Below are 25,590 nucleotides of genomic sequence, written 5' to 3' on the forward strand. Positions count from 1 at the left end.
TATTTATATAGACACTATCCCGTAAAGTGTGTAAGTTATAAATCGAGGGTTTGGCTTTTATTAAAGCTGAACCCTTTTTTCAAATATAGTTAAAAAATTTAAAATTAAGCAAAAAAATATCGAGAGCTTTAACCCTCGATATTTTATACTTTACACACTTAGTGAGATACTACCTTTATATAAGATCATGTGATAATTTCAAACTATCATTTTTTTGATCTGCTCCGATCTGATTTTAAAATTAAGTGTTTATTATGAGAAAAAAAATTTTAGTCCTACTGTTTATTTTTGTTTGTAGTTTTAGTAATGCACAAGTTGCGGTATCCAATTTCAGTGAATTTAAATTAAAAGAATTTGATCCGTCACTCTTTGACAGGGTAAAGAACACGACGACTATTTTTGTGTTGTCAGATTATTACACACCAGAAGAATATGAAAAGATCTTAAAAGAATCATGGACTTTTACTCCGTTTGAAGTAGTGAGTATTGCTGATTTTAATTTTAGCAATTATACATTAGGCAAATATTCATTTGCTCTTTTAAAAGGAGCTTCTCGGCGTATGGATAAAACAAGGGTAGCTTATTTTTTTATCGATTTTTTCCATTTGTCTGAAAAATATTCTAAAAAGAAGAAGAGAAATATTGAAGTTTACGAATGTTTTGCAAGAATTGAATTGATACCTCATGCTACTTTGTTAAGCGAAGCACTTATGCCGACAGGGAATTATGCACAGGACAAAGCATTTAATCCTGTTGGAACAAGCTATGAGACATTAAATTTTACGTTTGCGAATAAAAGAATGAGTGAAGCAGAAGAATACGTGTCCGGTATGGTATATAATGAAAATTGGTTTCATAATTATTCCTTAGGAATGTTGAAAAATAATTTTCAAAAGCTTAACAGTTTGCTGGAAAAAAAACAATTCTATGGTTTAAGTGAAGAAGAATACACAGATGAGGTAAAAAAGCTTAAAAAAGCTACTTTATACATTCCTGATTATTTAAAAAAAGAGTATAAAACAGGTAAATCTTCTAAACTGCATTATGATGATTTGACCGAAAAAGAGTTGGAAGATCTTTTGTCAGACTATCCATATAAAGCAGAATTTATCTCCGAGGAAGAATTAGATAAAAAAATTCTTTTAGGTGAAGAGATTTATTATCTTAAAGGAGGCTTTTGGTTGGGGTTTGTACAAGTGGTAAATGCTAAAACAGGAGAGGTGGTTTACAGAGACCGCAAAGTCCTTTCCTATAATATCAGGAAAAAAGATTTCAAAAAATTAGCAAAAGCTATAAAATAGAAGATATTTCAATAGGACAAGACCCCGAAATCTTTGGTTTCGGGGTCTTGTTTTTATTACTATATTTGAAAAATAATTAGCATATTCTCAAATTAATTACATGCAATTCCGCACTGAAATACCTGTTCTGCAAAGTGAATGTAAGATTGATTACCATTCCGGTCTTTTGCTATTAGGTTCCTGTTTTGCTGAAAATATCGGGTCTAAATTCGAGTATTATAAATTTCAGGCTCATGTAAATCCATTCGGAATTATCTTTAATGCAGTTTCTTTAGAAAAATTGGTCAAAAGAGTAGTTGAAAAGGACTATTTTGCTGAAAAAGATATTTTCTTTCATAATGATTTATGGCATTGTTATGAAGTTCATTCCGAATTGTCAAATCCAAACAAAGAAGAGTTTCTGAAGGAATTAAACCAGCTCATTGATTCCGTAAATCAACAAATTCATAAACTAACACATTGTCTCATTACCTTAGGAACATCGTGGGTGTATAGATTAAGAGAAACGGAGCAAATCGTGGCTAATTGCCATAAAGTTCCACAAAAGGAGTTTACTAAAGAGTTGCTCTCGGTTGAAGAGAATGAGTTGAGCTTGCAGACTATCGTTTCGTTGATTCAATCCATAAATTCGGATGTGAAATTCATTTTTACCGTTTCCCCGGTTCGTCATATTAAAGATGGTTTTTTTGAAAATAATGTAAGCAAAGGAAATTTGTTTTCAGCTATAAATATACTTTTGTCATCTCGATCGAAGTCGAGAGATAAAATCCAAAATAAAGCATTAAAAGTTTTCGATTCCGGTCGAACTGAAAGTAGTATCAACTATTTCCCAAGCTACGAAATGGTTATGGATGAACTTCGTGATTACCGCTTTTTTGAAGCCGATATGTTACATCCTAATCGAGTAGCGATCGATTATATATGGGAAAAATTTTCCCAATCCTTTTTTACTGCTGAAACAGCATCTGTGATGAAGTCTGTAGAGGCTATTCAAAAGGGACTGGCTCATAAGCCTTTTAATCCGGATACAGAGCAACATATTTTATTCCTTAATAAGTTAGAAGGAAAAATACAAATGCTTCAAAGTCAGTTCCCGTTCTTAAAATTTTCTTAAAATAGGGCATTTGCCGTATTTCATAGTGTACTTGTTTTTGTGAATTTTGTTTCAACTAATAATAAAAAATTTACACTTATGAAGACACTAAAACTATCTGCATTTTTTTATTTTTTGATTCTCTTTTTTTCTTTATCTAATTCAATTACAGCACAAAAGCTTATATCTTCAGATGAAGTTACCCCTCAGTTTTTAAAAGAAACTTTTGAAAATGCCTATATAAAGGTTGAAGAGGTTTCAGATACTTATATTAAAGTAAAAGATACTTATTCTGTTTATATCGATATAGATGCTAGTAAGAGATATGTTACTTTGTCAGGAGTTTACAAACTTTCAGATAAAGTGAATAAAGAGAAAGTATTAGAATTAATGAATAAGATAAATGGAGAAGTAGCCTTAATTAAGATTGTTTACTCAGAAAAGGCTAATAATGTGGGGTATTACTACTACTTTTTTACTGAAGGAGGCTTTACTCAAAAGTCGTTGATCGGAGCATTAAAATTGTATAAAAGCGCTTTGGATTTGAGCTTACAGAAAGATACGGAAATGTTAATCAAATAGAAAATGTTTAAGATCCAATTCCATAGTATTCTGTTAGTTGCTTTCAAAGTTTTAGTAGCACTCGTTTTACTATTGAACGTTTTGTATTGTATACTCTAAAAAATAATCATGAGAAAACTATTAAACAGTATGTTATTTGTTATAAGTCTGTTACTTGTGACAAGTATAAATTCGCAAACTATAAGTGAATTTAAAATTAAAGACAGAAGCACAGGAACAAATCAATTAAAGAAGAAGCCTAAAAAAATATTCGTAAATGATTTTGTAGTGCATTATCAGTTTTATAACCAAAAGGAAAAAACGTCAAAAGGAGGAATGCTAGGCAATGTATTAAAAGGAGACGCTAAATCAAAACTTTTTTTAGGTTTAGATAATTTAACCGAACAAGATTTTAAAGATATTACGGATGAATTGTTTTCTGATTTTAAAAGCCAGTTGGATCAAAAAGGATATGAGTTTGTTGATGGTAAAAATTACGAAAATACAGATGCGTTTAAAGGAAGAGAACGTATTGAAAATTATCCGGTAGATTATAATGTTTTTCCGGGAGTAGCTTCAGTTCACCCTTCTGATTATGCATTTTATTCGTCAAATGAAAATTTTTTGAAAATGAATTATAGTTCAAAACTATCTAAAGATTTAGAAGATGCAGTTGTAGCAAATGTAACGTTGTTTGTATTTTTTATAGAAGATAAAAATTCATGGTCCCAAAAGAATAAAAGCGCAAATATTAAAGTGGAAACGCAATTAAGAATTGTCGCTTATGATAATGTAAAAGCTATAAATGAGAAAGAAGTAAGTAAACTGAGAGCATTGACAATAGGAAAGAAAAAACAAGTTGATATTTCGGCTCAAAGTCAAATTGAATTTACTTGCGGAAGAAACCCGATTGGAGGTTCACCAGACGTGAGTTACATAGGAAACCTTAAAAACGATATTACAATAGAAGGTGCTTTTGTAAATACAACGATAAAAAATGAAGCTAAAAATGATGAAGATTACATCGGAACAGAAACAGCTTTTGGCAAAGTATACAGAGCTCAGAATATTACAGTAGCAAATAGTTATATTTTACCTGTCGATGCAGAAGAGTATAAAAAAGGCGTTGTAAAAGGCGGAAAAGCTTTCATTAAAGCACATATTCAAAATATCTTAGATTAAATTTTAATTCAATACTGTAAAGCTGTTCCGTTTAAGGTTCAGCTTTTTTATTTACGTTTTATATGAAAAAATACATAACACTTTTATGCATCGGTTTTAGCTTTTTAAGTTACGCACAACAGCCTGATGTTAATTATAAAGATTTAGGTTTTACAAGAAAGATTAAAAAAGTAGAATCTTTTTCTTATGCTATGGAAGATAAATCGGTTACCGATAAATCAAGTGATAGTTATGAATTTGATGAGAATGGTAATATCATTCATCATGAATATCACGTGTTTGGCAAATATGCGAGTGCAACTTCCGAAAATTCTACGTATGACAATGGATTATTGGTAAAAAGAGAAATATTGGTAAAGAACAGACCTGGTTTCAACGCAATTCTTACATATCAATATGATAAAAAGAACAACTTGATCAAAAAGACATATCAATCTTCTCAATACAAAAATGATTTTCTTTTTTCTTATGATAAAAGCAATAAGCTCGCTGAGATAAAAGGAATTTATGCTAATAATTATTCGGTTGAGAAGTTTTACTATGAAAAAGAGAAGTTGTTAAAATCGGTTACTCAATTTTTTTCAAAAGATACCGTACAATCTGAAACTATTAAATTGTATATTGATGAAAAACCGGCTTTAGAATATTATTCAAACGATACATTTCTTAAAGCATATCTGGAAGATGACAATGAATTCATCATGTTACAAATGAACTATCCCGAACCCATTCAGAATATGAACGGTATAGAATCGGAAATAAAATATGAAGAACTGTCAAATAGACAATTAAAAGAAAATTTTTTTAATGATAGAAATGAAATCTACCGTAAAATTGATGTGAGAGAAGTTTTAAAACAAAATCAGAATAACGATTGGATTGCTAAAGCAGGGGTTGATAATCGTTATAACAAGTACACTTATTATGTTTTCAGAAAAATCACCTATGCTGACGGAAGCATTAGTGGTTCAACAGAATTCAATATTTTTTTAGTTAATGAGTTAAAGTCAAAATTGAATGACTAAAAAGATTGGCCCTATTTTCTATTTGGTAATTCTTATAGCCTTTTGTTCCAATGTTTCACAGCCTGGGATTTACAATGCCGGCGGAACAGCTTTTAGCATGTTATTTCCACAAGATTCACTGACCTACAAAAAGGTCCAAATGCAGGAAGAGTCCATTTATATTCAATTATATAAAGGTTTTGCAGTAGTTAAAGGAACGTATAAAATGGTTAATAATTCAAATGAGAAATTGCATTTTACAATGGGATATCCCATAAACGGAATTTACAATGGCGGTGAAGCCGATTTAAATCAAGTACAATTAGATTCGTTGTATAAATTTAAGATCAAAGCAAGCGGAAATGAATTACCCATCAATGAAATGCTGATCGGCGATTCGGGTAACGCTACAGTTTTTAAAAATGAGAATTGGTTTACCTGGTTCGTGGCTTTCAGCCCAAAGGAAATTAAGGAAATTGAAGTTTATTTTTTAGTTAATACCAATGAAGGAGGGATTACAAAAGGATATACTCAAAAACAGAAAAATGCTTTTATTTATTTGCTGGAATCCGGTAGTGTTTGGAAACAACCAATTGAGAAAGGGAAATTTATAGTAGAACTTAAAGACGGATTAAAAATTAGCGATATTGCCGGAATTTCTTCTCATTTTAATTTTCAGGTTAATCAAGATGAAACAATTTTAATCGGAGCTAAAACTGATTTTTCACCAATACCAAAAGACAATCTGATTGTTACATATGGAGAAAAAATACCCAATTTTAATTTTCAATATTTTTTAGACCAGTCAGAAGATTTGTTTAATCAAATAGATGTTTTTTCTCAGCAAACTGAATTTAGAACCACTAAACCATTTATTTCAAAAAATCCTTATGAGATAGAACCTGATTTTTGGTCCTTTCTACCGGTGGTAGCCTTAATTTTAGCCTTTATAACCCCTTTTGCTTTTGGAGTTTTCGGGATTTATTTTGTGATTAAAAGCATAAAAAAGAAAAACAGAAATTGATTTCAAAAAAGAGGAGAGTAAATACGGCAATTGCCGTATTTTTTTTACTAACGACCTAAATTAAGTTTACATACTTATTAGAATAATGAAAATGAAGCTTAATTTTTATTTGTCTTTTTTGATACAATTGGCATATTGCCAGATGTTTTTTGCACAAAGTTCAGCCATTAGAGAGATTGATTCTATAAATAATAGACCTTTCAATAAGAAGATTGAAAACCTTTTTGATTCCGAAAAAGTCTTTAAAAATAATTTAGCCAAAGCACAAGCAAACAATTATCAGATCGGTATTGCTGAAAGTTATGAGAACCTGGGTTTAATATATTATTACCAAGGGAAATACGAATTAAGTCATAAATACAATGTGTTGGCAATTAAGTCTTTTCAAAGTCAAAAAAAATGGAATAAAGTAGCTAAAGTTTACGGCGAGTTCGGATACCAGATGAAACGAAGAAATTTGCCGGAAGCAATAGGTTATATGCAAAAAGGAATAAAATTAGCAGAAAGATTAAAAAATGATTCAGAATTAAAAATATTATATGACAATTATGGCGTGCTGAAAGAAATGAAGCTGGAATACGATAGCGCTTTTTATTTTTACAACAAATCATTAAAAATTAAAGAAATACAGAAAGATAGTATCGGAATTCCTTATAGTCTTAATAAAATCGGATTGTTACATTTGACAGAAAAGAGATTTAATGAAGCAAAAAGAAATTTTGATAAAGCCTATAAAATCAGGCTTAATATTGACGATAAAATAGGAATTGCAGAAAGTCTGAATTTCTTTGGAACCTATTATTATGAGATTAAAGATTTGGATAAATCGATACAATATTTTAAGAAGGCAATTGGATATAGTAAAAAACATAAGTATACTTATCTGACACAAGATAATTTACAAAGAATATCTGATGCTTATGAATTGAATAATAACTATAAAGCGGCATTAGATAATTTTAAAAAATATGTAGTGTATAAAGATAGTCTGGCCGGTATTGAGATACGAATAAAGCAAGCTGAACTTGACACAAAATTTAATACAGAAGAAAAAGAACGCCAAATACTTTTACAGCGTGCACAGTTAGCCGAAAAAAACATGTACATCATTATTGTTTTAGCATTGTTATTAATTTCAGTTTTGTTAGGTTACTTTATTTATAACAAGCAGAAATTAAAAAACATTCAATTACAAAAAGAAAACCAGTTAAGAGATGCGTTATTAAAAATTGAAACACAAAATAAATTACAAGAGCAACGTCTTCAAATTTCAAGAGACTTGCACGATAACATAGGGGCACAATTAACTTTTATTATCTCATCTATCGATAATTTAAAATATGCTTTAAGAAACCAAAATCCGAAAGTAGATGAAAAGTTAACGAATATTAGTTCCTTTACCAAAGAAACAATTATTGAATTGCGCGATACTATATGGGCTATGAACAAAGAAGAAATTACAGTTGAAGATTTAGAAACACGCATTTCAAATTTTATAGAGAATGCTAAAATTTCTTTAAGTGGTATCCTGTTTAATTTTATAAGTAATTTAAAAGCAACAGAGTTAACACCATTTTATTCACGTGACGGAATGAATATTTATCGCATTATTCAAGAAAGTGTAAATAATGCGATAAAACATGCAAAGGCTTCTAAAATTGAAGTTTCAATACAGAAAATTAACAATCAAATTATAGTTACAATAGAGGATAATGGCAATGGCTTTAGCGTTTTAGAAACGGAAAAAGGAAACGGATTAAATTCTGTTCATAAAAGAGCTGCTGAACTAAATGCAAAAATAAATTTGGTATCAAATGAGAACGGAACCACTATAAAGATATATCTGAATGCATAATGCCTATAAATTTCATCTTTAAGATTGATTGAGTAGATAAAAATAACTAATTTAACCTCGTTTAACATTATTTTTAAGAATGATGATTCTGAAGTTTAAGGTTTCTATTTTAGTTGTATTTTCTTTTTTTTCTGTTTTTTCCCAACAAACTAAAACAGATAGTCTATATCATATAATCAATACTACAAAAAACGATTCGACTAAAGTAGCAGTTTATAACCAAATTGTTTGGAAATACCTTTTTAGCGATAAAAAAAAGGCAAAAGAATTAATTGATACTTCTGAGGCAATTGCACTTGCAGCTAATGAAAAGTTTGGATATAATTCTTTGTTGGGAATAAAAGGTATTTATTACGACGTAAACGGAAAATCAGATTCGGCAAAGTACTTTTTTGAAAAGTCTTTAGAATATAGCAGAAAAAATAAATTTTTAGTGCATGAGGGTCATACGCTAAATAATTTAGGAATGTACAACTGGAATCAGGGTAATTTTGAAAAAGCACTCAACTATTATTTTGAATCTATAAAACTGAACCAAAAAATACCGGAAAAGCAAAGAGGAAATATAGATGCTAATTACAACAATATCGGACTAATTTATCAGGAAATGCATTTGTATGACAAAGCAATAAATTATCATTTAAAAGCACTTAAATTACGAAAGCAAACCAAATATATAGCAGCACAAATTGCAAGTCATAATAATTTAGGAATTTGTTATAAAGAGCTTTCTCAAATGAAAAAAGCAAAAGAATCATTTGAAGAATCCATTGCATTAGCCAAACAGATCAATCCCGGTAACGAATATTATACAGCTATCGAAGGTCTGGCCTCTGTTGAATATAAATCGGGAAATTATCAAAAAGCACGTGATTTATATTTGCAATCATTGAACCGACCGAAAGAAGTACCAATTAATTCTAAAACTAAGGTTAATTTATATAGTAGTCTGGCTAAGGTTTATATAAAACTTAAACAACCCGGAGAAACTATTCGCTATGGCGAATTATGTTTAAATGAGCTACAGTTGTCCAGTGAGAATAAAGACTATGAAGTTGAAGTATACAAGCCTTTAGCAGAAGCTTATTATACGATAGGGGATATCGAAAAAGGTTCTTATTACAATTCTAAATTTTACGAAAAAACTACCCAAAAGTTTAAAGAAGAAAGTGCTGAATTTTTCCAGGAGTTAGAAGTAAAATATGAAACAGAGAAAAAAGAAAAAGATTTAGCTCAAGAAAAGGTAAAAGTTGCCGAGCGCGAACTTCGCATAAAAAATAAAAATAATCTATTGCTCATTTCAGGATTTATAATTTTGAGCATTCTTCTTTTATCATGGATGTTTTTAAGCCAACAAAGATTTAAAAACAAACAATTACAAAAAGAAAAAGAACTTTCAGAAGCATTATTGAAAATAGAGACCAATAATAGATTACAAGAACAACGTTTAGCAATTTCCAGAGATTTGCATGACAACATTGGTGCGCAATTAACATTTATAATATCTTCAATCGATAGTTTAAAAATGTTTTTAACGAATGGCGAAGAAAAAGTAATTCAGAAATTATCAAATATCAGCCAGTTTACTAAAGAGACAATAACAGAACTTCGGGACACAATCTGGGCTATGAATAAAGATGAGATATCGGTAGAAGACTTTAAAACCCGAATTTCAAACTTTATCGAACAGGCAAAAGTATCCTTATACGGCATTTCATTTGAGTTTACCTGTAATCTCCCCAAAGAAACATCTTTCAATTCTAAAGACGGAATGAATATTTATCGCATTATTCAAGAAAGTGTAAATAATGCAGTTAAACATGCAAAAGCAACAAAAATAGAAGTTATTGTAAACAAAGTAAATCAACAAATAGAAGTTATAATTAAAGACAATGGTAATGGATTTGATGTTTCAGACAATTCTTCTGGAAATGGCTTAAATTCAATTAAAAAAAGAGCTTTAGAAAGTAATTGCAAGATAAAGTTTGAATCCGGTTCTACCGGAACAATCGTTTCGTTACTGTATTAAAATAGGGCAATTGTCGTATTGACTTAAAATGGACATTTTTTCATTTTTGGGGAATAATCAACCTTTTTTTAAATGAAAAAAATTACTCTTGTCTTTTTTATATTGTTCACAATAACAATACAATCTCAAACAGTTGTTTTTCATGATTCTTTTAAAGACGACAAAAACAAATGGGTTACCACTAGCGATAATTTTAAAGCGTACATAAAAAGAGACGCATTAGTTATCGAAAATATAGATAATGAAAAAACGAAATGGCTACTCTATAATCTATCTTCATTTGATTTTAATCCCGATCAAGTTGATTTTGACCTTGAAGTAAATATCAAAGTAACCGATTTTAAAAAAGAAAATGCTACTTACGGTCTCGTGTGGTCCGGTTATAACGACAATTCGTACTATGACGTTTTTAGAGTTACTCCTGATAAGCAACTACAATTGTATCAATATCTAAACGGAACATTCGATTATTATTCAGCTTGGAAGTCATATCCGTTTATTAACGGTAAAAACAAGAACAATTATTTTAAAGTTGAAAAAAGAGCAAATCTGATCTTTGTGTATTTGAATGGAAATTTAGTACATCGGTCAGGAGAACGTGATTATTATGGCTCAAAGATCGGATTCATTTTAGATGCTAATATGACCATTGTAGTAGATGAGGTAAAAGTTACCCGGTTTCCAATTGAAATAGATGTAGTTGATTCGTTTGATCCCAATGTAAAAATAGAAAAACTTCCTGAGTTTATTTCGTCAAAAGAATACGAAGAAACGAATCCTGTTATTTCTGCAGACGGACAATACTTATATGTAGACAGGAAAGATTGTGATTTGAACCTTGGTGGAAATAAAGACGATATTTGGTATTCCGTAAAAGACGAACAGGGAAATTGGACAGCGCTTAAAAATATGGGAAAACCATTAAATAATGAGGATTATAATTTTGTAATCTCTTCTTCACCTGATAACAACATGCTCTTGTTAGGAAATCGGTATACCGAAGACGGCAAAGCTGCCGGTTCAGGAGTTTCGGTTTCAAGGAAGACCGCTGCAGGTTGGGAAATACCGAAATCGATGACCATAAAAGACTATGCCAATGTTAACATGTATGTAGGTTATTTTTTAGCTAATGATAACAAGCATTTGATAATGTCTGTGGAAAGAAAAGATCAGGGATTAGGAAAAAAGGATCTATATGTTAGTTTTTTAGAAGGAGAAAATTTATGGTCAAAACCGGTACATTTAGGAAACGTAGTTAACACTTTTGAAGACGAAACGAACCCTTTTTTAGCTTCCGACGGAAAAACATTGTATTTTGCTTCAAGAGGACATAAAGGCTATGGAGGTTATGATTTATTTGTAACGAAACGCCTGGATGATACCTGGCAAAATTGGTCACCTCCAAAAAATTTGGGAAATGTTATTAATTCCAAAAAAACAGAGTTAAGTATATTTTTATCCGCAAAAGGAGACAAAGCATATTTGTCACGTTCAAGGGATATTTGGGAAATTGACAATTCTGTAAAACAAGATCCTGTAGTTCTCGTAAAAGGGAAAGTGTTTGATGCCAAGACAAATGAAATACTTTCGACAACTATAGTTTACAATAATTTAGTAACCGATAAAGAGCTTGGAACTGCAATTTCAGATCCTACAAACGGAAGTTACAGCATTGTATTGCCATTTGGCGAAAAGTATAGTTTTATGGCACAAAAAGAAGGATATTTTGCGGTAACACAAAACGTAGATTTGTCCGATTTAAAAGAATATAAAGAGATTACAGTCAATTTATATCTGAACCCGATAGAAAAAGGACAAACCATACGCTTAAACAATATTTTCTTTGATTCCGGAAAATATGATTTGTTACCGGAGTCTAATGCCGAATTGGATAGATTGTACAAAGTATTACGAGAAAATCAAAAGCTTACGATTGAAATTGCAGGTCATACAGATGCAGTAGGTTCAGATACAAATAACATGACACTTTCTAATAAGAGAGCTAATGCCGTTATGAACTATCTGACAGACAAGGGAATTGCAAAAGATCGATTAACGGCAAAGGGATATGGTGAAACCAAGTTTATTGCAACCAATGAAACCGAAGAAGGGAAACAACAGAATAGGAGAGTGGAATTTGTAATTATTGAATTGTAATGAAATTGACGCATTTTTTTACAAAAGAAAACCAGTCCGTTTGGTTAATGGCATTGTTCTACTTGCTGTTGTTGCTAACAGGGAAAATCAGTGCAACCGAAATGGTGATTTTATATGCAGTGGAAACCGTCATTATAGGTGCTTTTCATGTATTAAAGATGTTTGTATTGACATTCAAAAAAGGAAACTCTAAAGAAGAAAAAGGGATGGGAGTGTTTTTTACATTCTTTTTCATTATTCATTATGGGTTCTTTGTATTCTTGCAAACATCCTTTTTCTTCCTTTTTCTCTCTTTTGCAGATGATCGTATTACCGATTCATTCGGGCTGCAAAATATTAATACCATATTAGGCTTAGAAGGAATTAAAATTGGTTTAGTCTTTTTGATTATAACCAATTTTTTAAAGTTTTGGTTTAATTTTTACAAATCTGATTATTATAAAGGCTTAAGAGTTGAGTTGTATATGTTTCAGCCTTATATTAGGATCATCATTCAACAAATTGTAGCTATTTTACCGGGCTTTTTCATTATTTTCGGGAAATCCGGTATTGCGGTAGCGATTGTATTAATCGTTGTCAGAACAATAATAGATGTAGCTATGGATAAAGCCAAAAATAACGAACATTTTTTCAATAAAGTACTTCATAAATTTATTATTAATTTAGACGAAGAAGATGTAGAGAAAAAAGAACAAGCCGTTTCATTTTTAAAAATGATCATAAAAGAATAAATAATATGCAAAATATCCGATTAGCAATTATAGATGATAATAGTTTTTTGATTAATGCCATTAAAGAAAAATTATCTTTTTTTAATGATATCCAAATAAAATATACAGCTAATAACGGTCAGGAGATAATAGAAAAATTAGCGAAAGACAAAAATCTTGAAGTATTGTTGATGGATATTGAAATGCCGATGATGAACGGAATTGAAGCAACCCTTGAGATTAAACAGCGCTATCCTCAGATCAAAATCATTATGCTGACGGTTTTCGATAATGATGAAAATATATTTAATGCTATTAAGGCGGGTGCCGATGGTTATTTGTTAAAAGAAGTAGATCCCAATTCACTCTATCAGGGAATTCAGGAAACCTTATCAGGCGGAGCCGCTATGACGCCGTCAATTGCTTTAAAAACATTAAAACTGCTCCGAAATCCTATAAATTTTGAAGAAGACCAGACAGAATCAGAAGAAATAAAATTATCATCACGAGAGATAGACGTTTTAGAACAGTTAAGCAAAGGACTGAGCTATACGGTAATCGCGGAGAATTTATTTTTGTCGCCCTCAACTGTCCGTAAGCATATCGAAAATATTTATTCAAAATTACAAGTCCATTCAAAACTGGAAGCAGTACAAAAGGCTAAAAAGAATAACTTAATTTAAGTATCTTCGTGTAGTAAAATTTGTATCTATGGCACGAAATACTTCTACCGAAACCCAAATTAAAAATATAGTAACCCCCGTTATTCAGGCTATTTTTAAATCAGGAAAGGCTATTTATATTATTATTATAGCAGTTGTTTTTTATTTTGGGTACCAATATTTCACTCAAAAAAAAGAAGACAGCGTAACATTTAATTCCGATTTAATTGAAAAAGAAATTAAGAATGTCGGTAAACTAATAGTAACAGAAGGGAAATTTTCTGAAGTAGTCACTTATAAAGATCAGCAGAAATATTTAATGGATTTGGTTTCTTTTGAAAAAAAAGCTTTGATTGTAGCCAATGCCAATGTTACCATTGCTTATGACTTACGTCAGATAAAATATAACATTGATCAGGAAAAGAAAACCATAACCATAACCTATGTTCCTGAACCGGAACTCAAGATCAATCAGGAACTACAATTCTATGATATTAATCAAAGTCGTTTCAACCCTTTCGGGGCAGAAGATTATAATAAGATCAATCAAAAAGTAAAAGAAGTCATTACAAAGAAAGTTGAACAATCAACGTTAAAGTCGAATGCCGAAAATCGTTTGCTGAGTGAACTTTCTAAACTTTTGATCCTAACCAATACAATGGGGTGGACGTTAGAATACAACGGAAATATCATTCAGAAAGATTCAGATTTTATTAAAGGGCTGACTCCCTGATATAAAAAAACGCTGATCTCAGATCAGCGTTTTCAATTTTGGTTTAAAGTTTGCTTTCCAGTGATGTCCAGCCACCACCGTTAATGCAATCAATTCCGTTTTGCTTCAGAATAGAAGTAGCCTGAGCACTTCTCATACCACTTCTGCAACAAGCAATAATCGGTTTGTTCCATTTTTTAATTTCTGAAATTTTACCGTTTAAAACTTGAAGCGCAATATTTTTTGAACCTTTAATGTGTCCTTCTGCAAATTCTTCAGGAGTTCTTACATCAAGAATTACAGCACCTTTTTGTACGTATTCTTGAACTTCATTAGCTTTATTGCCAAAGCCTAAAACATCTAAAATACCCATAATCTTCTTTTTTTGTCAAAGGTAGTATCGATCGCAAACAAAATCTGTAACAAATGTTACGATGATGCATGTTCCTTTTCTAGGATTAAGTTAATACCATTGTCTATTAAATGAGCTACTTCCGGGCGATGTTGTTTTACATTTTCTAAGTGATTTTTTACTTTCGAACTCAAATCGTCATTATGATTTTGGTGCGCTAATTCTAAGATCTCTACAGATAACAGCCAATCATTCGGATGATTTCCGGAAACCGCTCCGAAAGCTTCTTTTAACGTAATTTCGGCTGGTTTTCCTTCTCGAATTAAGCGAACATTTTTGTATAAATTTTCTAATTCCTCACGTTCCGGCGATTTTTTCTGTTTGATCGTTTGAGTTGAAGGGACATGATTCACCATATCAAAACTCGTAACGTCAGCAGGACCGGAAAAAGAAGCAATTACTTTTTTTCCTACCGCCATATCATAAATACCCCATTCAGGTTGAAACAATACAGTATCACCTTGGGTTACCGTACAATTTTTGAATTTTATCAATAAAATTTTGCCTTGAATATTTCGCGTTCCGGTGATGATTTCTCCGGTTACTTTAATATTACCTTCAAATTCTAAAGTTACTTGCTCACCTTCATAAATGTCATAAGCACTCAGATCGCGCGGACTCATATCTTCAATCGCCAGATTGATTCCTTTAAGTTTACCAATCGGAGAGCCAAAACCTTCTGCATGATAAGCTGTTCCGTGACCTACTAATTCTTTTTCGCGATAAGCCAAAGCTGTTTTCCCGGTAGTTTGAATATAAACCGGTTTGCCTTCGTCTTCTAAAACATTTGTAAAAACACCTGATATTTGTAATCCGGTACTTAATTCAATTGTTCCTAAAGCTTTAGAGTCAATTAATTTTTTAATACCCGAAAGTCCACCTGTGCGCAACGCCATTTTATTAGCAAACTCTTCTAAGACCATACTTAGATGAGCAAAATCAGGTGTTACATACAATTGCGGTTGCGGTTTGGTAATATCAAAACTTTGATCGGCCGCTTCAATAGTATAAGGAATCTTTTTAACGGCGTCTGTCATACACCATGCACTTTCACCGATGGATGACAACAGTCCGGCACCGTAAATTTTGGGGTCTTCAACGGTTCCGATCAATCCGTATTCAACAGTCCACCAGTGTAAATTACGAATGCGCGCCATTTCAGACAATTCCCCCATATTATTTTGTAGATAATCTACGCGATCTTCAGCCGCTTTGATTTCTTCTTCCGGTGTATCTTCGGCTTCTTTTAAGATTGAAAGTAAGCGAATGGCTTCATACATTTCGTAATCTCTGGCCGATGAAATAGCTTTACAGCCTATTTCTCCGAAGCGACGTAAATATTCGGCATATTCAGGATTGGCTATAATAGGCGCATGACCGGCTCCTTCATGAATAATATCCGGAGCAGGGGTGTATTCAATATGTTCTAATTGACGAATGTCAGAAGCTATAACTAAAACATTATAAGCCTGAAATTCCATAAAAGCATTTGGCGGAATGAAACCATCAACAGCAACTGCGGCCCAACCGATTTCTTTTAAGATACGGTTCATGCCATACATGCTAGGAATAGACTCGATATCAATCCCTGTTTTTTGAAGTCCTTCTAAATACGATTCATGCGCTACTTTTGACAGATAGTCAACATTTTTTCGCATGACATAGCGCCAAACGGCTTGATTTATAGGAGTGTATTCCTCATAATTTTGAGGTTTTATAAACTGTTTAAGATGAGCAGGAAGCCTGTCAATCAAAGGATTACTTTCAAAAGCGGTATTCATAGTTTTAGGGTTGTGTTTGTTTATGTAAAGCTACGAAAATAACTTATTATTTGAATTGTTGTTATCCTTTTTTCAAAAAATATAAGCTATTTTTATATATTTAGTAAAAAATAGCTTCTTGATCCGTATTTGTTGCGAATTATTAAATGAAACAGTGTAAGGCAATAATGATTTATTGTGACTCTTCTTCTAATTGTTGGTTGGTTCTTTTCCTGTTTTTCAGAATATTCAAATAGTGAAGTGCTAATTTGTTATTGTAGTCGGTGTAGGATTGTGTTGCCCAATTAATAGCTTGATCTAAATCTCCGTTAATTTCGTTGATGATAGCCATGTTGTAATACGCTCTTCCGGCAATTTTAGAGTTCTTATTTTTAGTTTCTAACAACCATAATTCAGCAGCGCTGTCCCATTGACCGGCTCGGGCTCTTCTTTTGCCAATTTCAAAGTTATTGGTTCCTCTAACGAAATATTCTCTGGAAACTCTAATGGTGTAAGGGAAAATCCTATATGTATAATCAATTCCTATGTTTTTACTGACATTTAAAACAGCATCTTTTCTGTTTTTAATGGTTTCAAATGCTTTTACCGGATTAATTCCTTTTCCGGTTAAAGTGATTCCTTTAGAAGAAGCAAAGACATTTCGTATAACTTTTTCTTGATTGTCGTAAATTCTCCATCCCCATTTAATAAGTGTACTTACGGTGGCTTCCTGTTCTATTACGGGGACTTTAATGCCAAAAGCATTTGTAACCTGACTTGTTACGGCTTTATAACGTATATTAGAATCGGTGTCGTAAAAGGACAATTCGTAAATAGCATCTAAATTTTCTTGCTGACAAATTTGGTTGATTTTTTCCCAGCTTAATTCGTTCGAAAATTGGTCAATACCATATTGCTTAAAGTCTACACTGTCTATGATAGTAACATATTCCATCCGGTTTGTTTTCTCTAATTCCGATTTTAAACTTTCAACAGTTATTTCAGAACCTTCTTTATCTAATTCTTTTCCCTCCATAGTCAGGATTTTGTCAATGGTATCAATAGCCTCATATTTTTTGTCAGGGATACTTCTGTTTATGATGCCGACACGCTGAACTTGTTTGCTTAAATAAACCGGAGCCGGTTGTGTGGCATTCATGGTTAAATTATTGGTAGAACTACAGGAAACAATCAATGCAGATAATAGCAATAAAAAGAGGTAGTTATTTTTCATGGGTGAAATGTTTAGCTGTTAAAAATAACCAAATTTTATGCCAATAAAAAAGGTTTCAGATCATGATCTGAAACCTTTTGTTCTTTTGAGACAATAAATCAAATTATCTGATACTGTCTTTTTTAGGTTGAAGCTGGTAAATACTGTCTGATTTTATATTCTCTAAAGGAATAGTATCATTAATTGCAGTATTCAAAAGCGTTTTTACGGTTGCAGTATCTGTTTGAATACTATCTTTTTGTAAAGGATGAATAAGTGTATCTTTTACAGTTGTTTTTAAAGGTTCTTTACCTGCCGTTGAATCTGCAACCGGGGCTATAGTTTCTTGTAAAGGCGTGATAGTATTATTTTCAGGAGCATTTTCATCATAGATGGTTTCTTCCAGATCTTCTGTTTTTTTACCTAACTGAATTTTGGGCTCGTCCTGAGTTCCGGTAACCTTTATAGGAATTCCGATGATTCCTAACGGTGGCAGACCAATGCGCATTTTTAAATTCAAATTACCGTCAAAACTGGTTTGTCCTTCAAAGCGCAAACGGAAAAGCGAGACCTTGGCTTTAAAACGCTCTATGTTGATAATATTGTTCTTAATGGTAGATTTTATGATGATCTCAGATAAATCCGGATCTTTTAAACTGCTGTATTCGGTTTTTTCGGAAACAACATTCATCAATCTGAAGTTGTTCATCTTCACTTTTTTAACCGTGATTTCTCCACCGCCTTCCAGTGACGGCATAATCGGTTCCATTTTATTGTTTAAAACACCTTTAATCGCGTAATCCATTCCTATAATTCCTTCTGCATTTTCAGCACTGGAAGCCAATTCCCGAAAGAGTTTGATCTCATTATAAGCGCGTTTAATGTCAAATTCAGCAGCCTTCATTTTGAAATCAAAATTAGCTTTTTGTGTGCCTGTATTTTCATACGAACCATTCATCAATGCGCTAGCATCAATAATGTTGAGTTTTCCGTTGTTTAGCGCTATTTTTCCGTTTTGAATAGTAACTTTTCCGGTAATATTTTCAATATTGATATCTTCATAGACCAATTTTCGGGCGTCCAGATCAAATCCTAAATCCAGGTTTGTAGGAACTTCCATAACCTGATTGATGGTACTTTCTATATTTTTTTCTTTTTTACTCTCGGTTTGTGTTTGGATCTCTTTGGTAAAGAAAAACTCATTTGTATTCAATAATGTTGAGTTTAATTTGAAATTCCCTTTTAAAACTTCTCTGTCTGAAAGGAAAAAGTTTATGGCATTTTGGAAATAACCATTCATGCTAACATCTGAACTTCCGTATTTTCCTTTAAAATCGTTAAAGTTCAGATTGTCTTGGTTGAAAATAAAAGTTCCGTTTTCAATGACAAAAGGTAAAGGTAAGAACGTTGTTCGGGTTGCTATTTTTTGAACCGAAAGTGTCCCTTTGTTTTCCAGTTTTGCATAATTTCCACCGGTGGCATCACTTTGTTTGCCTTTCAGACTAATATTGGCAGTTATTTTTCCGTTAACGTCAATTCCATCAACTTTAAAAACTTGATAGATCTTGCCCACATTCAAAGTTCCATTTGCTGCAATGTTGTAAGCTACATCGTCAAAGTTTTGGAAATGAGCAGCCAATTGAAACGGTTCGTTTTCAAAAGTAAAATGACCTTTTGTGATGTCTAACGAAGCGTCTTTAAAGTAACCGCTTGGGTTATTTAACTTCACATCCAATTGAATATTTTGAATAGCATTTGGATAATAAGTCGTCTTAATAGTTCCGTTTTCCCAATTGAAAGTTCCTTTTGCTTTGGGGAACAATCGTTTTCGGGCATTATAATTTCCGTTGGCAACAATATCAGCAATTAATTTTCCGCCCAATTCAAAATTCGGAATTTGTAAAGCAGAAGAAACGAACCCTAAATCTAAATTTGATTTAATTCTACTGTCTATTTTCATTACATCACCGAAACCACTTGATTTTAGAATAGCACTTAAGTTGTTCTTATTGACATCAAAATATAAAGAATCTAATTTAACCTCCAATTGACTTACATCTAAATTAGGTAATTTGGTTTCTAGGTTCAGATATAAATTTTCGATGGGGAAGGGAGCATTTTGATGTTTTATATAACCGTCACGAACGTTAATAGCAAAGTCGATTTCCGGTTGTTTATTTTCAGAAACGATATAATCGCCTGTTAAGTTGAAAGCGGCGTCTGTTTTTCCTTTGGTTTTGGTGTCTTTGACCCACTTTCCGAATTCCGGTGGTAAAGCCGAAAACAGGTCTTCCAGATTACTATTGGTGGTTTTAACTTTAAAATCCATTTTATATCCGTTGGAAATAAAATCAAAAAAGCCACTGAATTCTATAGGTAATTTATTGATGATTAGGTCATTCTTCTCAAAAAGAAACGATAAAGAGTTGGTGTTGATCTTAGTAATCAGATCGGCTTTTACCTTTTTATCTTTCAAGTATTCTTTTTTGTCATACGTCAAAGAAAGTTGGTCAATTTGCGCTCTGGTCTTTAAGTCGAAATTAGCGTTTTGCAGATCACCTGTACCTCTGTAATTCAAGCCTTTTAATACAATCTTCATTTTAGCAGACTTGTCGTTATAAACTAATTCACTATTTTTAATAATAATGCGTTTCAGTTTTAATTGACCTTCGTCAGAAGATGTCTGTGTTGTATCTGCATTTGATTTGTAGACATTATAATTAGCTTCTCCGAAACGGTTAACCTGAATATTAATCTTAGCATCATCCAGATAGATCTCGTCAATTTCGGTTTCCTGTCCGAAGATCAGGCTGAAAACATTAATACCCAGTGAAACCTCTTTAGCATTGACTAAAGATTGTTTTTTAAAAGGTTCAGAACCGTTTAATTTTAACTCATTCAATGTTAAAGTTAAAGATGGAAAATGCTTAAAGAAAGATAAATTAGAGTCTTTAAAATTGAGTTCGCCGTTTAAATGGGTATTAGCAGTAACTTTAACTTTTTGTGTAATAGTATTAGTAAAAACAAAAGGGAAAGCCAATAATATGAGGATTAAAGAACTAAAACTAATCAGGAAGATTTTTACAATTTTAAGCGTCTTTTCTTTTGGGGTTTTCATCTGAAATTTCTTAATTAAACTGCAAATGTACAACGAACCCAAGAATAAAGTTTAAAAATTTAGTTAAGGTTAAAAGAAATTTCGATAAAATGAATAAAGAGGCTGTAAAGCCTCTTCAAGTTTAACGTATCAATTGAGTAAACAAATCTTCTTTTTCGTTTAGATAACGGTATTGATATCCTTTTTGTAACATTCGTTCTTTTAAAGGAACAACATCCTCTTGTTTTTTAATTTCAAGTCCGACAATTACAGGTCCGGTTTCGCGGTTATTTTTCTGAGCAAACTGAAAATAAGTAATATCATCTTCATCACCTAAAACTTCGTTGACAAATTCTTTTAAAGCGCCCGGACGTTGTGGAAATTGGATCATAAAATAATGTTTCAAGCCTTCATATAAAAGCGAACGCTCTTTGATCTCTTCGGTTCTTAGAATATCATTGTTACTTCCGCTTACAATACAAACGACAGTTTTGCCTTTAATTTGTTCTTTATAAAAATCTAATGCCGCGATAGATAATGCACCTGCGGGTTCTACAACCATTGCTTCTTCATTGTACAAACGTAAAATAGTAGAACATACTTTTCCTTCGGGAACCAAAATTATATCGTCAACTAAATTTTTACTGATCGCATAAGTAAGGCTTCCCACTTGTTTCACAGCAGCACCATCTACAAACTTATCGATGCTTTCCAGAGCTACATTTTTGCCTTTTTCTATGGCAGTTTTCATGGAAGGAGCACCAAGAGGTTCCACGCCGATAATTTTTGTGTTTGGACTAACCGTTTTTAAATAGGTCGCTACGCCCGAAAGTAATCCGCCACCGCCAATCGGAATAAATACATAATCGATAGGTTCTTTACATTGCTCTAAAAATTCTATGGCAACTGTTCCTTGTCCGGCAATTACTTTTTCATCATCAAACGGATGGATAAATGTTTTGTGGTTTTCTTCGGCATCTTTTTTGGCACTTGCATAAGCATCGTCAAAAGTGTCGCCCGTTAAAATAATTTCCACAAATGATTTTCCAAATAATTGTACTTGTTTGATCTTCTGTTTCGGTGTGGTTTTGGGCATATAAATGCGACCTTCAATTTTCAATAAGTTGCACGAATAGGCTACACCTTGCGCATGATTTCCGGCACTGGCACATACAATTCCGTTTTGTTTTTCCGCTTCGGAAAGCGATTTGATTTTATTGTACGCTCCTCTGATTTTGTAGGAGCGCACAATTTGTAAATCTTCTCTTTTTAATAAAATTTTAGCCTGAAATTCTTCTGATAAATTCATGTTTTCACTTAAAGGCGTCGAAGGTACCACATCTTTAAGTTGTTCTTTGGCTTTTAGAATTTCATTGTATAAGTTCATTTTGTTAATTTTTGGGTCTCAATTGACGAACCGTTGCGCCGGCTTGCCACATTTCACTTTCTCTTAATTCTTTTAATTCGGCTTCCAGTTTTTCGCGGTAATCCGGTTTACTGTTTGAATCAATAGATTTTTGTGCTTCGTTTCCGGCTTTTACTTCGCTATATAATTTTTCGAAAACGGGTTTAGTAGCTTCTTTGAACGGTTTCCACCAATCTAATGCGCCTCTTTGCGCTGTCGTTGAACAATTGGCATACATCCAATCCATACCGTTCTCTGCAACTAAAGGCATTAAACTTTGTGTTAATTCTTCAACTGTTTCGTTGAAAGCTTCAGACGGTGTGTGACCGTTTTCACGTAATACTTCGTATTGAGCCGCAAAAATTCCTTGAATAGCTCCCATTAGTGTTCCGCGTTCTCCGGTTAAATCGGACGTTACTTCTTTGTAGAAATCAGTTTCGAACAGGTAACCGGAACCGACACCGATCCCTAGAGCGATTACTTTTTCGCGGGCTTTTCCGGTCGCGTCTTGTTCAATAGCAAAAGACGAATTCAATCCTTTACCCTCCAAAAATAATCTTCTCAACGAAGTTCCCGAACCTTTTGGCGCGACTAAGATAACATCAACGTCAACAGGAGGGATGATTCCTGTTTTTTCTTTGTAGGTGATACCGAAGCCGTGAGAGAAATATAACGTTTTGCCCGGAGTTAAATATTTTTTAACTGTTGGCCAAAGTTCAATTTGTCCGGCATCCGATAATAAATATTGGATGATAGTTCCTTTTTCTAAAGCTTCTTCAATTTCAAATAATGTTTCACCCGGAACCCAGCCGTCAGCTACTGCTTTGTCCCAGGTTTTTCCTCCTTTTCGTTGTCCTACAATTACTTTAAAACCGTTGTCTTTTAAGTTTAAAGCTTGTCCCGGACCTTGAACACCATAACCGATAATTGCAATGGTTTCGTTTTTTAAGGTTTCTAATGCTTTTGCTAACGGAAATTCTTCTCGGGTTACTACATTTTCTACTACGCCTCCAAAATTGATTTGTGCCATAATTTTTATTTATTTTATTGGTTTGTTAATTACATTTGAAATATTTTGCTTTTTAAGCTTAAGAACTCGTTGTTGATCGGATCTTTTGTAGGATCATTTTTTTCGAGTTCCAAAATGCTTTTATGAATACCTTCGCTGGCTTTCATAATCGCAATCCTTGAACTTCTAACGAATTCGATTAAGCCATATTTATGCAATTCGGATAATAATTTATTGATTTCTTCGTCTTGACCTGTGGATTCAAAAACCGTATAATCGTTTCGAATCACTACTGCGTTGGCTCCGTATGCTCTTAATAAACGTTCCACTTTTGCCTCTTTCATAATAATTTCGGTAGGAACTTTGTACAGCGCAATTTGCTGCCAAATGATTTCGTCATTGGTATTGACATATACTTTAAGAACATCAACGATTTTACCGATTTGTTTTACCAAGTTTTTAACTACGGATTCCGATTCTTTCACTACAATCGTAAAACGGTAGATGTTTTCAACTTCGCTAGGAGAAGTGTTTAGACTTTCCAAACTGATTTTTCTTCGGGAAAACATGATGGCAATTTTATTCAAAATCCCCACTTGGTTTTCTGTATAAGCGGTTATGGTATATTCCTGTTTCATGAGTTCTTAAATTTGGTCTTTACTTAATACAATTTCTGAAACTCCTTTTCCTTGTGGTACCATTGGGAATACATTGTCTTCTTTGGCTACCATAATTTCAAGTAAATACGATTCGTTTGAAGCTAGCATTTCTGCTAAGGCTTTTTTAAGTTCCGAACGTTCGGCTACTTTTTGACCTTTAATGTGATAGCCTTTGGCTACCTGAACAAAATCAGGACTGGTGATGTCCGTAAACGAGTATCTTTTTTCGTGAAATAACTCCTGCCACTGGCGAACCATTCCTAAGAATTGATTGTTCAGAATGATGATTTTTACATTGGGTTGAAATTGCATAATAGTCCCTAGTTCCTGAAGGTTCATTTGTGCACTTCCGTCACCCATAATAGCTACAACAGTTCTTTCGGGAGCACCGAATTTAGCACCGATAGCAGCCGGCAAAGCAAATCCCATAGTTCCTAAACCGCCACTGGTGATATTACTTCGGGTTTGATTTTGTTTAGAATAACGGCAAACCACCATTTGATGTTGCCCTACATCACTAACCATAACAGCATCGCCATGAGTTAATTCGTTAAGTTCAAATAAAACTTCACTCATGGTCAGCTCTTCAGTTTCCGGAAAACGTTCTTTATTGATCAGAACTTCTTCTTCATACTGCATTTTATCTTGGAATTCTTGCAACCATGCTTTGTGTTCTTTTGGCTCTAAAAGAGCGATTAGAAGCGGAAGTGTTTCTTTACAATCGCCCCAAACCGGAACGGTTGTGAGTACATTTTTGTCCACTTCAGCCGGGTCAATATCTAAGTGAACAATTTTAGCTTGCTTGGCATATTTGTCCAATCTTCCGGTAACTCGGTCGTCAAATCGCATTCCAACGGCAATTAGAACATCACATTCGTTGGTTAAATAATTTGGTCCATAATTACCGTGCATTCCTACCATACCTACACCAAGTGGATGATCGGTTGGAATAGCACTCATTCCCATAATGGTCCAAGCTGTTGGTAAACTGGCTTTTTCAATAAATTGAAGGAATTCTTTTTCGGCATTGCCTAAAATTACACCCTGACCAAAAATAACAAGTGGTTTTTTAGCCTGATTGATTAAATCGGCAGCCGCTTGAATATATTCCGGTTTTACAACAGGTTTTGCCCGGTAACTTCTAACGTGGATGCACGATTTGTAACCGTTGTAATCAAACAACTGAAGTTGGGCATTTTTAGTGATATCAATCAAAACCGGACCAGGTCTTCCTGATTTAGCGATGTAAAAAGCTTTTGCCAAAACTTCCGGAATTTCATTGGCATCCGTAATTTGATAGTTCCATTTGGTTACCGGTGAGGTAATATTGACGATGTCGGTTTCCTGAAAGGCATCGGTTCCTAACAGATGTGCAAAAACTTGCCCTGTGATACACACTACAGGAGTCGAATCGATCATAGCATCAGCTAAACCGGTTACCAAGTTTGTTGCCCCCGGACCGCTAGTAGCAAAAACGACTCCGGTTTTTCCACTTACTCTGGCATAACCTTGTGCCGCATGGATAGCACCTTGTTCATGGCGTACTAAAATATGATGTAGCTTATCTTTATAATCAAATAAAGCATCATATATAGGCATGATAGCACCACCGGGATATCCGAAAATGGTATCTACATTTTCAGAAAGTAAAGCATCAATTACAGCAATGCTTCCGGTAGCCTGATAGAATTGTTTGTTTTCTTTTGGGTTGGTATGTTGATCGATTGTTTTCATAACTTTAGATT

General features: G+C 33.0%; 20 protein-coding genes. 12 read left to right on the forward strand and 8 right to left on the reverse strand.

All coding sequences use genetic code 11. The features are described from left to right. Positions 1 to 254: 254 nt before the first annotated feature. The 12 genes from NHF50_RS10300 to NHF50_RS10355 all read left to right on the forward strand — a co-directional run bounded on the left by NHF50_RS10300 (position 255) and on the right by NHF50_RS10355 (position 14,311). Positions 255 to 1,301, forward strand: coding sequence for a hypothetical protein (locus NHF50_RS10300; RefSeq protein WP_109569592.1), 1,047 nt, complete (start codon positions 255 to 257; stop codon positions 1,299 to 1,301). A 100-nt stretch (positions 1,302 to 1,401) separates the two neighbouring features. Then, complete coding sequence (locus NHF50_RS10305; protein ID WP_109569593.1) at positions 1,402 to 2,415, forward strand: GSCFA domain-containing protein; 1,014 nt, start codon at positions 1,402 to 1,404, stop codon at positions 2,413 to 2,415. Between the two features lie 78 nt (positions 2,416 to 2,493). Beyond that, on the forward strand, positions 2,494 to 2,976 hold the full coding sequence (locus tag NHF50_RS10310) for a hypothetical protein (RefSeq protein ID WP_146193446.1): 483 nt from the start codon (positions 2,494 to 2,496) through the stop codon (positions 2,974 to 2,976). A 108-nt stretch (positions 2,977 to 3,084) separates the two neighbouring features. Continuing rightward, the gene (locus NHF50_RS10315; protein WP_252776271.1) at positions 3,085 to 4,137 is read left to right on the forward strand and encodes a hypothetical protein; all 1,053 of its coding nucleotides are present in this window, start codon (positions 3,085 to 3,087) and stop codon (positions 4,135 to 4,137) included. Positions 4,138 to 4,199: 62 nt separating this feature from the next. Then, the gene (locus tag NHF50_RS10320; protein WP_252776273.1) at positions 4,200 to 5,162 is read left to right on the forward strand and encodes a hypothetical protein; all 963 of its coding nucleotides are present in this window, start codon (positions 4,200 to 4,202) and stop codon (positions 5,160 to 5,162) included. Continuing rightward, positions 5,155 to 6,165: a hypothetical protein gene (locus tag NHF50_RS10325; protein WP_252776275.1), complete on the forward strand. Its 1,011-nt coding sequence runs from the start codon at positions 5,155 to 5,157 to the stop codon at positions 6,163 to 6,165. The genes NHF50_RS10320 and NHF50_RS10325 overlap by 8 nt, the downstream gene beginning before the upstream one ends. Before the next feature lie 91 nt (positions 6,166 to 6,256). Then, the gene (locus tag NHF50_RS10330; protein WP_252776277.1) at positions 6,257 to 8,020 is read left to right on the forward strand and encodes a tetratricopeptide repeat protein; all 1,764 of its coding nucleotides are present in this window, start codon (positions 6,257 to 6,259) and stop codon (positions 8,018 to 8,020) included. Positions 8,021 to 8,099: 79 nt separating this feature from the next. Then, on the forward strand, positions 8,100 to 10,049 hold the full coding sequence (locus NHF50_RS10335) for a sensor histidine kinase (protein ID WP_252776280.1): 1,950 nt from the start codon (positions 8,100 to 8,102) through the stop codon (positions 10,047 to 10,049). 72 nt (positions 10,050 to 10,121) lie between these two features. Continuing rightward, positions 10,122 to 12,206 (forward strand): OmpA family protein, encoded by a 2,085-nt coding sequence (locus tag NHF50_RS10340; RefSeq protein WP_252776282.1) that lies wholly within the window; start codon positions 10,122 to 10,124, stop codon positions 12,204 to 12,206. A gap of 5 nt (positions 12,207 to 12,211) precedes the next feature. Then, positions 12,212 to 12,937: a DUF6498-containing protein gene (locus NHF50_RS10345; RefSeq protein WP_252776284.1), complete on the forward strand. Its 726-nt coding sequence runs from the start codon at positions 12,212 to 12,214 to the stop codon at positions 12,935 to 12,937. A gap of 5 nt (positions 12,938 to 12,942) precedes the next feature. Beyond that, positions 12,943 to 13,599: a response regulator transcription factor gene (locus NHF50_RS10350; RefSeq protein WP_252776285.1), complete on the forward strand. Its 657-nt coding sequence runs from the start codon at positions 12,943 to 12,945 to the stop codon at positions 13,597 to 13,599. A 28-nt stretch (positions 13,600 to 13,627) separates the two neighbouring features. Beyond that, positions 13,628 to 14,311 (forward strand): DUF4230 domain-containing protein, encoded by a 684-nt coding sequence (locus NHF50_RS10355; RefSeq protein WP_252776287.1) that lies wholly within the window; start codon positions 13,628 to 13,630, stop codon positions 14,309 to 14,311. A gap of 43 nt (positions 14,312 to 14,354) precedes the next feature. Here NHF50_RS10355 and NHF50_RS10360 read toward each other — a convergent pair whose 3' ends face one another. From NHF50_RS10360 to ilvB, 8 genes are all read right to left on the reverse strand, one after another. Next, positions 14,355 to 14,663, reverse strand: coding sequence for a rhodanese-like domain-containing protein (locus NHF50_RS10360; RefSeq protein WP_109569604.1), 309 nt, complete (start codon positions 14,661 to 14,663; stop codon positions 14,355 to 14,357). A 56-nt stretch (positions 14,664 to 14,719) separates the two neighbouring features. Then, a complete protein-coding gene (locus NHF50_RS10365; RefSeq protein ID WP_252776289.1) occupies positions 14,720 to 16,483 on the reverse strand; it encodes an aromatic amino acid hydroxylase in 1,764 nt (587 codons plus the stop codon). A gap of 172 nt (positions 16,484 to 16,655) precedes the next feature. Further along, positions 16,656 to 17,696, reverse strand: a complete 1,041-nt coding sequence (locus NHF50_RS10370; protein ID WP_252776291.1) for a DUF6340 family protein — start codon at positions 17,694 to 17,696, stop codon at positions 16,656 to 16,658. Positions 17,697 to 17,799: 103 nt separating this feature from the next. After that, complete coding sequence (locus NHF50_RS10375) at positions 17,800 to 20,793, reverse strand: AsmA-like C-terminal region-containing protein (RefSeq protein ID WP_252776293.1); 2,994 nt, start codon at positions 20,791 to 20,793, stop codon at positions 17,800 to 17,802. A gap of 121 nt (positions 20,794 to 20,914) precedes the next feature. Beyond that, positions 20,915 to 22,159: a threonine ammonia-lyase IlvA gene (ilvA, locus tag NHF50_RS10380; protein WP_252776294.1), complete on the reverse strand. Its 1,245-nt coding sequence runs from the start codon at positions 22,157 to 22,159 to the stop codon at positions 20,915 to 20,917. A 4-nt stretch (positions 22,160 to 22,163) separates the two neighbouring features. After that, positions 22,164 to 23,207 (reverse strand): ketol-acid reductoisomerase, encoded by a 1,044-nt coding sequence (gene ilvC / locus NHF50_RS10385; RefSeq protein WP_252776296.1) that lies wholly within the window; start codon positions 23,205 to 23,207, stop codon positions 22,164 to 22,166. A 29-nt stretch (positions 23,208 to 23,236) separates the two neighbouring features. Continuing rightward, positions 23,237 to 23,824: an acetolactate synthase small subunit gene (gene ilvN / locus NHF50_RS10390; RefSeq protein ID WP_109569610.1), complete on the reverse strand. Its 588-nt coding sequence runs from the start codon at positions 23,822 to 23,824 to the stop codon at positions 23,237 to 23,239. Between the two features lie 6 nt (positions 23,825 to 23,830). Continuing rightward, positions 23,831 to 25,579, reverse strand: a complete 1,749-nt coding sequence (gene ilvB, locus NHF50_RS10395; protein ID WP_252776299.1) for a biosynthetic-type acetolactate synthase large subunit — start codon at positions 25,577 to 25,579, stop codon at positions 23,831 to 23,833. Positions 25,580 to 25,590: the final 11 nt, after the last annotated feature.

This window comes from Flavobacterium sp. NRK F10 (assembly GCF_024054235.1).
Lineage (GTDB): Bacteria > Bacteroidota > Bacteroidia > Flavobacteriales > Flavobacteriaceae > Flavobacterium > Flavobacterium sediminis.